Origin of the sequence: Chthoniobacter sp., from assembly GCF_040003245.1 — a bacterium.
Taxonomy (GTDB): Bacteria; Verrucomicrobiota; Verrucomicrobiia; order Chthoniobacterales; family Chthoniobacteraceae; genus Chthoniobacter.
The window spans coordinates 1-8,009 of sequence record NZ_JBDUCX010000283.1; the positions used below are offsets into that span (position 1 = coordinate 1).

At 61.4% G+C, this 8,009-nt stretch carries 10 protein-coding genes and 1 pseudogene; 2 read left to right on the forward strand and 9 right to left on the reverse strand.

Translation table 11 applies throughout. The features are described 5' to 3' along the window. From ABJF10_RS26890 to ABJF10_RS26905, 4 genes are all read right to left on the reverse strand, one after another. On the reverse strand, window positions 1–815 hold an 815-nt coding region (locus tag ABJF10_RS26890; protein WP_348547711.1), incomplete at its 3' end, for an efflux RND transporter periplasmic adaptor subunit. Next, complete coding sequence (locus ABJF10_RS26895; protein WP_348547712.1) at window positions 812–2,200, reverse strand: TolC family protein; 1,389 nt, start codon at window positions 2,198–2,200, stop codon at window positions 812–814. The genes ABJF10_RS26890 and ABJF10_RS26895, both read right to left, overlap by 4 nt. A gap of 166 nt (window positions 2,201–2,366) precedes the next feature. Beyond that, window positions 2,367–2,729, reverse strand: coding sequence for a PepSY domain-containing protein (locus ABJF10_RS26900; RefSeq protein WP_348547713.1), 363 nt, complete (start codon window positions 2,727–2,729; stop codon window positions 2,367–2,369). A gap of 73 nt (window positions 2,730–2,802) precedes the next feature. Then, entirely contained in the window at window positions 2,803–3,063 is a 261-nt protein-coding gene (locus ABJF10_RS26905) for a hypothetical protein (RefSeq protein WP_348547714.1), read from the reverse strand. Between the two features lie 220 nt (window positions 3,064–3,283). On the opposite strand from ABJF10_RS26905, the gene ABJF10_RS26910 reads away from it, so the two are divergent. Together ABJF10_RS26910 and ABJF10_RS26915 are read left to right on the forward strand one after the other, a co-directional pair. Further along, window positions 3,284–3,961 carry a LysR family transcriptional regulator gene (locus ABJF10_RS26910; RefSeq protein ID WP_348547715.1) on the forward strand — a complete coding sequence of 226 codons (678 nt, stop codon included), beginning with the start codon at window positions 3,284–3,286 and terminating at the stop codon, window positions 3,959–3,961. Beyond that, window positions 3,870–4,187, forward strand: a complete 318-nt coding sequence (locus ABJF10_RS26915; protein ID WP_348547716.1) for a LysR substrate-binding domain-containing protein — start codon at window positions 3,870–3,872, stop codon at window positions 4,185–4,187. Before ABJF10_RS26910 ends, ABJF10_RS26915 begins: the two co-directional genes overlap by 92 nt. Before the next feature lie 761 nt (window positions 4,188–4,948). On the opposite strand, the gene cax is transcribed toward ABJF10_RS26915, so the two are convergent. The 5 genes and pseudogenes from cax to ABJF10_RS26940 form a co-directional block, all read right to left on the reverse strand. Beyond that, window positions 4,949–6,022, reverse strand: coding sequence for a calcium/proton exchanger (cax, locus tag ABJF10_RS26920; RefSeq protein WP_348547717.1), 1,074 nt, complete (start codon window positions 6,020–6,022; stop codon window positions 4,949–4,951). 39 nt (window positions 6,023–6,061) lie between these two features. Then, window positions 6,062–6,589, reverse strand: a complete 528-nt coding sequence (locus tag ABJF10_RS26925) for a DUF4203 domain-containing protein (RefSeq protein WP_348547718.1) — start codon at window positions 6,587–6,589, stop codon at window positions 6,062–6,064. Window positions 6,590–6,674: 85 nt separating this feature from the next. Then, a pseudogene (locus ABJF10_RS26930) lies at window positions 6,675–6,864 on the reverse strand (hypothetical protein); the annotation flags it as partial. Further along, a complete protein-coding gene (locus ABJF10_RS26935; RefSeq protein ID WP_348547720.1) occupies window positions 6,861–7,388 on the reverse strand; it encodes a transposase in 528 nt (175 codons plus the stop codon). The pseudogene ABJF10_RS26930 and the gene ABJF10_RS26935, both read right to left, overlap by 4 nt. A 111-nt stretch (window positions 7,389–7,499) precedes the next feature. Beyond that, a partial coding sequence (locus ABJF10_RS26940) for a YihY/virulence factor BrkB family protein (protein WP_348547719.1) occupies window positions 7,500–8,009 on the reverse strand: 510 nt, incomplete at its 5' end.

Here is an 8,009-nt window from a genome sequence, read left to right on the forward strand (position 1 = left end):
AGCTTCGTCCCCGTGGGCAGCGAAACGTAAATATCAACGAGTCGCGTGGCGGGATCGACGCGCCGGGTGAGCAGCCGCACCGAGCCGGCGATTTTGCCCGCCGCCGGATCGTTCACGGGAAAGAGCGCGATGGGCTGTCCCGGCGCGAGCAGCGCCAAATCCTCGGCCTCGACGCCGAGTTTCACTTCGATCTCATCCTCGGCGACGATTTCCACGAGCGGACTTCCCGCCGCGACCAACTGCCCGTCCTGCACATCGACTTTGGCCACGACTCCGGCGACATCGGAATGAATCCGGTTGTCCGTTCCAACGCCTTGTTTTTGCAAGCTCGCGAGCTGCGACTCCGCATCGCTCGCGGTTTTCTGCGCCGTGCCGAGATCCTGATTCGTGGCGAGTTTCAAATTGAAACGCTCCCCGACTTGCTTGAGTTCCTTTCGTGCCGCTTCGGCCGCGATCTTCGCCTGCTGAAGCTGCAACTGCGCCGCGGCGCTCGGCTCGATCTCGATCAACGAATCGCCGGCGGTCACCGACTGGCCGGGCGCGACGAGGATATGCCGCACGCGAGTTTCAAACGCGACCGCGACCGCGTGCGTCTTGCCCGGCTGCGCGACAATGCTGCCATAGGCCGTGAGTGTCTCCGTGATCGCTTTGCGCCCGACCTTCGCGGTCTGAACGTGCGCCAAACTCGCGCTCGTTGCGTCGCCCGGCGCGCTGGCTGAGGACGCACTCGCCGAACCGGAGCCGCGGTGCATGAACCACCAGACCGCTCCACCTACGAGCAATGCGATGACGACGAACCAGACGACTTTTTTCATGGCTTGGGATGCGTTCGCACCAGCGCTCCCGGCAGATACCGGCCCGACGCGATCTCCAGCGCGGTCCGCGCCTCGACGAGTTGCTCTTTGAGTTTGAGAAGCTGGAGGCGTTTTTGCAGCAGATTGCTGCGGGCAAAATATAATCCGAGCACGTCGGCGTTGCCTTCGTTCACAGCCGTTTCCTCCGTGCTCACCAGACGTTCAAGCAACGGCAACGCCTCGTCCGCCGCCGCGATCTGGCGATTGAGCGACGCGATGTCGGCGAGCGCGGTCGCGATGTCGGACCGCGCCTCGAAAAGCCGGTTTTGGTATTCATCGACGAGCCTCTGCCGGGTCGCGCGTTCGGTCGCGAGGTTGCCCTGGTTGCGGTCAAAAATCGGGAAGTCCACCGTGATCGCGATGCCCGAGGTGTGGACGTCGGAGGTGTCGCTGATTTTGGTAAAACCGAGCGCGATTTTCGGAAATTGCGCGAGCACCGCCGCGCGAACGGTCGCGTCCTGGCTCGCGTAACCTTCACGCAACGCCAGCAAATCGAGCCGGCCAGTCTCCAGACCCGCGACCAGCTCTGCTTCGGCGGGCGGGTGCAGACTCGAGGGCAGCCGAATCCCGCTTTGAAAACGCAATTCCGCGTGCGGCTCCAGGCCGATCGTCTTTTTCAAGACGAGACGCTGTTTCTCCACATCCTGTTCCAGATTCAACGCGACCGCGTGCGCATCCTGGCTCGTCGCTTCCGCCGCCGCGAGATCGAGCACCGTCTTCTGGTGTGCCTCGACGGCTTTCTTCAACGTGCCCGCGTTTTTCTGCAACGCGAGATCCGCCTCCCGCGCTCGCGCCAACTGCGCCTCGCGCGCCACCACGCGATACACCGCCGTCCGCGCCGACTGTGCAATCTGCCATTCCTGCCACGCGATATCGAGATCGACAGAGCGGACATTCGCACGCGCCGCAGTTCGCTTGGGCAGCAGCGGCAAGAGCGACATCACATCCCAGCCCGCGCCATAGCTGAAAGCGTTGACCGTCCCTGCCGTGTTGCCACCCGTCACGAAATCCCGGGTATAGGAAATCTGCGGGTTGGGAAGGATGCCCGCCTGGATCAGTTGCGCCTGAGCCAGCCCGCGCCGGTCGCGCGCAGCGCGCAGAGTGGGATTGAGCATCACCGCGAGCATGCCCGCCTCATCCGGCCCGATCCCCTCGCGCAGATCGAATCTCAGAGGATCGGCAACAGGATGATGAATCCGCGCCCCATCCATCCTCAGCACACCGACAGGCGGCGGCTCGATCATCCGCTGGGCTTCCGCGCACGGCAACCCAAGGAAAACGGACGTGGACGCAAGAGCGAAAAAATTGCCGCGAGCGGATTGCAAATTGAGGAGCAGTTTTCTCAAAGGCGTTGACCGTAGCGTGACCGTGTGGTTGACCTCGGTCAATCGGTGGCACGCCGCCGAAGCTGTGTGTCGGAGAGCATGTCAATGCTCAAGTTCGGCCAAGCCTCTGTCAAACGCGGCGATCAGGCCCATGAACTCTACCTCAAGAACGTCGGCTTTGATAACCCTACTTTTTCTTCTTTTCGAGTTTGTCGGCTGCTACTTCTTTGGCTTGGTCTTTGGGTGTCTCGACCTGAGTAGAAACAATCTTCCCCGTTTTGGCATCCACCTGAACTTCGGTGATGCTCTTGGAACTCGGCATGGTGATGTCGAACGAATAGATGAGCTTGCCATTCTCTTTTTCGAGTTCCTCGGATTTGATTTTGCCGTTTGGAACTTTGGCGAGCGCGGTCTTGGAGGCTTCCGCTTGAGTTATCTTGGTTTGCGCCTTCAGCTCGGCCTGAGTCTCATCGGCGGCGGAGGCCGCCGATAAGCCAAGTCCGAGAACGACAGAGAGTGACAGGATAGATGGAGTTAGTGATGATTTCATTTATTTGTATTTGGTTATTTGTTTGTTTTTGGTTATCCGGCGCGTTTTACGCCGAGAGTGTTTCGAGGACTAGCTACTCCTTGTTGCCCGGTTTGATGAGGAGCGCCGCATCGGTGTTCAGCCACATGACTCCGTCGCGGTGTTCGATCTTGATCCACGCTCCGCCGGCGCGCTCGAGCACCTTGAAATGAAGCGGACGGCGCGGCTCGCCGGTGTAGAGCGCGACATACCAATGCCCCACTTGCAGAAAAGAGGGCATTTGAGATGCGAAAGCAGTCATCGTGGGCATGGCGAACACGCAGCTCATCGCCGTCATCATCAATAGTTTTTTCATGGGAAGTGGATCTGTTTTGCGTTGGTTGCACCGCAGGCGGGGACGATCCCTACAGTCGGTGCGCCAAAATCATCGCGGCTCACTCCCGAGGGGGCCAATACCTCTCCCTCTCCTTGCTCATAGCCGCGGGCTATGCGCGCCCTGAAATTTCAGCGGTTCGCGGCAACGTCGCCCCGCATTGCTGATAGCTTTCTGCTCTGCTTCCCCCAAGGTTCGAGAAATGGAGTTTCGCCACCTCCGCTATTTCATCGCGGTTGCCGAAGCGTTGAGCTTTACTAAAGCCGCCGCCAAGCTCCGTCTTGCCCAGCCATCATTGACCCGGCAGGTGCGGAATCTCGAAGACGAAATCGGCGTGCGGCTGCTCGACCGGGCAACCAACCGGGTCACGCTCACCGAGGAGGGACGCCGGTTTCTTTTCGACTCAAAAAAGCTGCTCGCGATATGCGCGGAGAGCGTCGCTGCGGTGCAGCGGATGAATCATGGCGAAAGCTCCAGCCTCAATATCGGCTACGTCGCGAACGTCCATTACAAACTTCTTCCGGCGACCCTCGGAGCCTTCCGGAAGCTCTGCCCGGATGTCGCGCTGAATCTTTTCGATATGACCAGCGACGAACAGTTCCAGGCGCTCGACGCGCACAAGATCGACCTCGGTTTTGTGGGTCTGCGCCCCGCGTTCTCCAACCACGAATTGCTCTCCGAGGGCGTGGCTCACGACACGATGCTCGTGGCCCTTTCGGAGCGGCATCCGCTCGCGAAGAAGGCAAAGCTGAAACTCAGCGGACCTTGCGCCACAGTTCTTCGTCGGCATGTCTGCGCAGACCCATCCCGGAGCGCGGGAATGGCTCCTGGAGACCTGTCAGGCCGCAGGATTCAACGGAAAGATTTTGCAGGAAGCTGATGCCGAACCGATGGCGATGAGGTTCGTGGCCGACGGATTGGGAGTGGCGTTAATGCCCGAGCAGATCACCGGGCTGCCACATGAGACCGTGGTCTTTCCCCCGCTCTCCCCGCGGCTTCACCGAGAATCGACCGTCGCCTGGCGCGCTGACAATCCCTCCAAGCCGCTCCATGATTACATCCAGATCGTGAAAGATCTCTCGGGCAGCGGGGGACTTCGTCAGTAGGAGAATCTTGCTGCGGAATCACTCCGCGGATCGAGCCCGGCGGCGGCGGTGCCATCTTTACGAGCGAGTTCCACACCTCGCGCCCCTCAATCCTCGTTCCACGCCAGAAACCATCTCTACATCCCGCAAAGCCCAGGAGATCGTTTCTGGCCCCGCCACCGGGCGACCGTGGCGGGTTTTTGCTTCGTCGTTCCCTCCTTCGCCAAAAAACCCGCCACCGTCACCTTTTCTGACCGCCACCCACTCCGGCTCCGGCCACGACCGGGAAGTCATGCGTCGGCGTCCGCGACCATCCTCTCGGCTTCGCCCCCGTCTGCCACGGCTCCAGCCGAACGGATGCGCTTCCGCTCGGACGCATCCTTTCCTCGGCCCCCGAAGCTGGCGGCTCCGAATCGCTGTCGCGATTCCGAGCCGGCAAGGCACGCCGACGCTGACCCACCGGGTTGGATGCCTCCCGGCTCGGCTGGCGTTACCCTTCGGCAAGCGTCCATCCGGCATAAACGGCTGACCCCCCAGCGCTGCGCGCCGGGTCCCCTCCATTTATTCCGTTGGCCGCGTGACGCTCAACCGATCCGTCCAGCTTTTGGTCTCTATCGTTTTGCGGTCGAGGTGTAGCCAGTTTTCAACTGACTCCCTGACCGCAAAGCTGGGCGGGAACCTGATCGGGTCGTTCAAGAAACCGAAAGAAGGCAGGTGCCGGAGCTGGGCGGCGGGCGCTCTTATCCACTCAGCGGTGAACTCCCGACTTTTGTTCCCACGCTTTACTTCACGAGGTAGAAAGCCATGCTCAGGACGACATAGACGGCGAGCAGCAGGACGCCTTCGAACCATGTCGTCTCGCCGTCTGCGGCGATGGCGTTCACGGCGAAGGTCACGCCCGCGATGGCGATGAGTTCGAGCGGATTTGCGAAGACAAGATTCATCGGCTTGCCCATGAAGTGCGAAATGAGGACGAGCAGTGGCGCGAGCAGGAGCGCGACCTGGATCGTCGAGCCGACGGTAATGCTCAGGACGAGCCCCATCTGATTTTTCCGCGCAAAATAAATCGCCGCGACGTATTCCGCGGCGTTGCCGACGATGGCGAGGACGATCACGCCCAGAAAAAATTCCGAGAGCCCGAGTGCCGCCGCGCTTTTCTCCAGCGCGCCGGAGACGAGTTCCGCTTCCCACGCGGTGAAGGCAGTGCCGGCAACGAGCACGGCGAGCGATTGCCAGATCGGCCACGACTGCTCGCGCGGCGCGCCGTTTTCCTCCGTCGGAAAAGCGAAGACATCACGGTGCGTGCAAAGCGTGGAAATGAGGTTCGCGACATAGGCGAGGATGAGCACGACGGCGACGCCGAGGCTGAGGCGTTCGTCGAGGCGTCTCGCGTCTGACGGGGCGGCGAGGCCGCGCTCGGTGTAATCAAATAAAGCCGGCAGCAGCAGCGCGATCATCGCGAGAATGAGCAGACTGGAGAGCAATCCGGCGCGCTCGCGTTTGAAGGTTTGCCGCTCGCGGCCCCAGCTCCCGACGACGATGGCGAGTCCAAGACCGAGCAGGCTGTTGCCGACAATCGAACCGGTGATCTGTGCTTTCACCACGTTCGGCTTGCCGCTGATCAGGACGAAAAGCGCGAGGATCAGTTCCGCGGCATTGCCGAAGGAAACATTCAGCAACCCGCCGATGGCCGGCCCGGCACGATGCGCGAGTTGTTCGGTCGCGCGGCCAATCCATTCCGCCAGCGGCACGATGGCTACGATGGCGGTGGCGAACGTCCAGAGCGGTCCGAGGCCCAGGAAATAGTGCATCCCGAGCGAAATCGGGATGAGCAGGAGCAGCCAGGTGAAGATCATCGCATCACCAATGCACGGCCGTTGAGTCCTTCCGCAACGTCAAGATTCCTCGATCCTTCGCGGGCCAGCCCGCCGCAGCATCGCCGCCTGCACGAGCACGCCGGCGACGAAGAGGACGGCGAAGGTGACAGTTCGCCAAAGTGCGTCATGAACCGCCCGTTGCGAAATCATCGCCGCACCGACGAGCGCCGAAATCACGATCAATGCCCAGTCGAGCAAGGCCACGACAAGGACTGCGACGACGATGCCGCCGATGACGAAGGCGATCATCGAAGCCTGCCCGGTCGCGCTTCCGGTGAGATTTGTCAGCACGGCTAGCGCGAGGTAGCCGCCGGCCATGAACCCTGCGAGTCCGATCGCGAGGCGCTGGAAAAAGATCGCCAGCACGGCGCCGACGATCCCCACCAGCACCGCGGCGAGAAGGATGATCCACTCCGGCTGCCCCGCCAATCCTCGCGCCGCCAAATCCATCCCCACGACAAAGCCGATGCCACCGACAAAGAGCCAGTAAAGGCGTTCCCCGAAAAACAGCAGAACCGCGCCGACGATGGCGGAAAGAATGGGCATGGTCACAAGAGAGTATCGCGGCTGCATATCCGGTGCCCTCGCTGGCATCGCGATCCGCCGTGCGCAACTGCGCCCAGAGGCACACCTCGCCGCAAAAGCAGAACAACGGCAGGTAACAGTATTGGTCGTAGCAACCGTGAGCCGAGCGGAGCGAGACAGATGCGACGAAGGAGCACCCGCAGGGCGCGCGGGACGGGCGGCGGGAGCGCGTCAACAAAACGGCCCTCCTGACGGCCATGCAAAGGATCATCGGTCGCATCGAAATCTAACACTAACACCTCCGCGTCCTTGGGCAGACAACGCACCCCCATTTCAAGAGCGTCGCCTCCACCGCCCGCGGCTCGGGATGCACCTTGCGATAGTAGTCGGAAAACTCCGCGCTCAGTTCGAGCCGGTTGAGCGTCGAGGGGCTCGCCAGGGCAAAGCCGCGATGCTCCGGACAGCGCCGCTTTTCGCCGAGCACATCGACCTTGCCCGCCGCCGCCGCCAGCAGCGGATCGCGGCGCAACTCCGCGTGATCATTGAGGTCTTCGTAACCCAGCGCCAGCGCATAAAGCCGCTGCGCGAGCAACTCGGGCACCTGATGCTCAATGAGTTCCGGCCGGTGCCGATCGACAAAACAACCGGCCAGCGCGCGCGTCACGCCCAGCCCCGCATCGACCTGGCGCAAAAGCAGCGCCCCGCCATCGCTGCTGAGCCGTCCGCCGGAGAAATCGGCCACGACTTTGCGCGTCCCAAGGTCTTGAAAAAAGCAGCGGCTCGGTGGAACACTCTGTCCAACGGGCCGCGGATGATTGATCTGTTATAACTTGTTGCACAACAAGATATTAGCACAAACAATCCGCGCCCGCCACTCTCTTGCGTGATTTTTGCGGGTTAGCGTCGGTTTTGTGATTCCCCATCACTCTAATCAAACGCGGTCCGATTTTTTTCCGACTCTACGCGCATTTGCCGTGGGTCGGATCCCGACTCCATGTCGCCGCGCATAGACCTGTGTGAACTCTGCTCCGAAGAAACTGATGAGCGCGGAATAATAGACCCAGAAAAGGAGCACGACAAAAGAACCCGCGGCGCCAAACGCGCTCGCGACGGCGGTTTGCCCGAGATACAAACCGATCAGGTATTTTCCCACCGTGAAGAGCAGCGCGGTCGTTGCCGCCCCGATTCCCACGTCCTTCCAGCCGAGCCGCACGTCAGGCAAAAATCGGTAGATCATGGCGAAGAGCAAAGCGACCAGCACGAATGACGCAGCGATGTTCGCGGTCTGCCAGAGCCAGGGGACGGTCGGCATCCACTGCGTCAGATACTCCTGCAAGCCGCTGATCGCCGCGCTGAAAACCAGGGACACGAGCAGCAAAAAACCGACGCCGAGCGCAATGGCAAACGAGCGCGCGCGGTTTACCACGAGTTTCATCAGCAA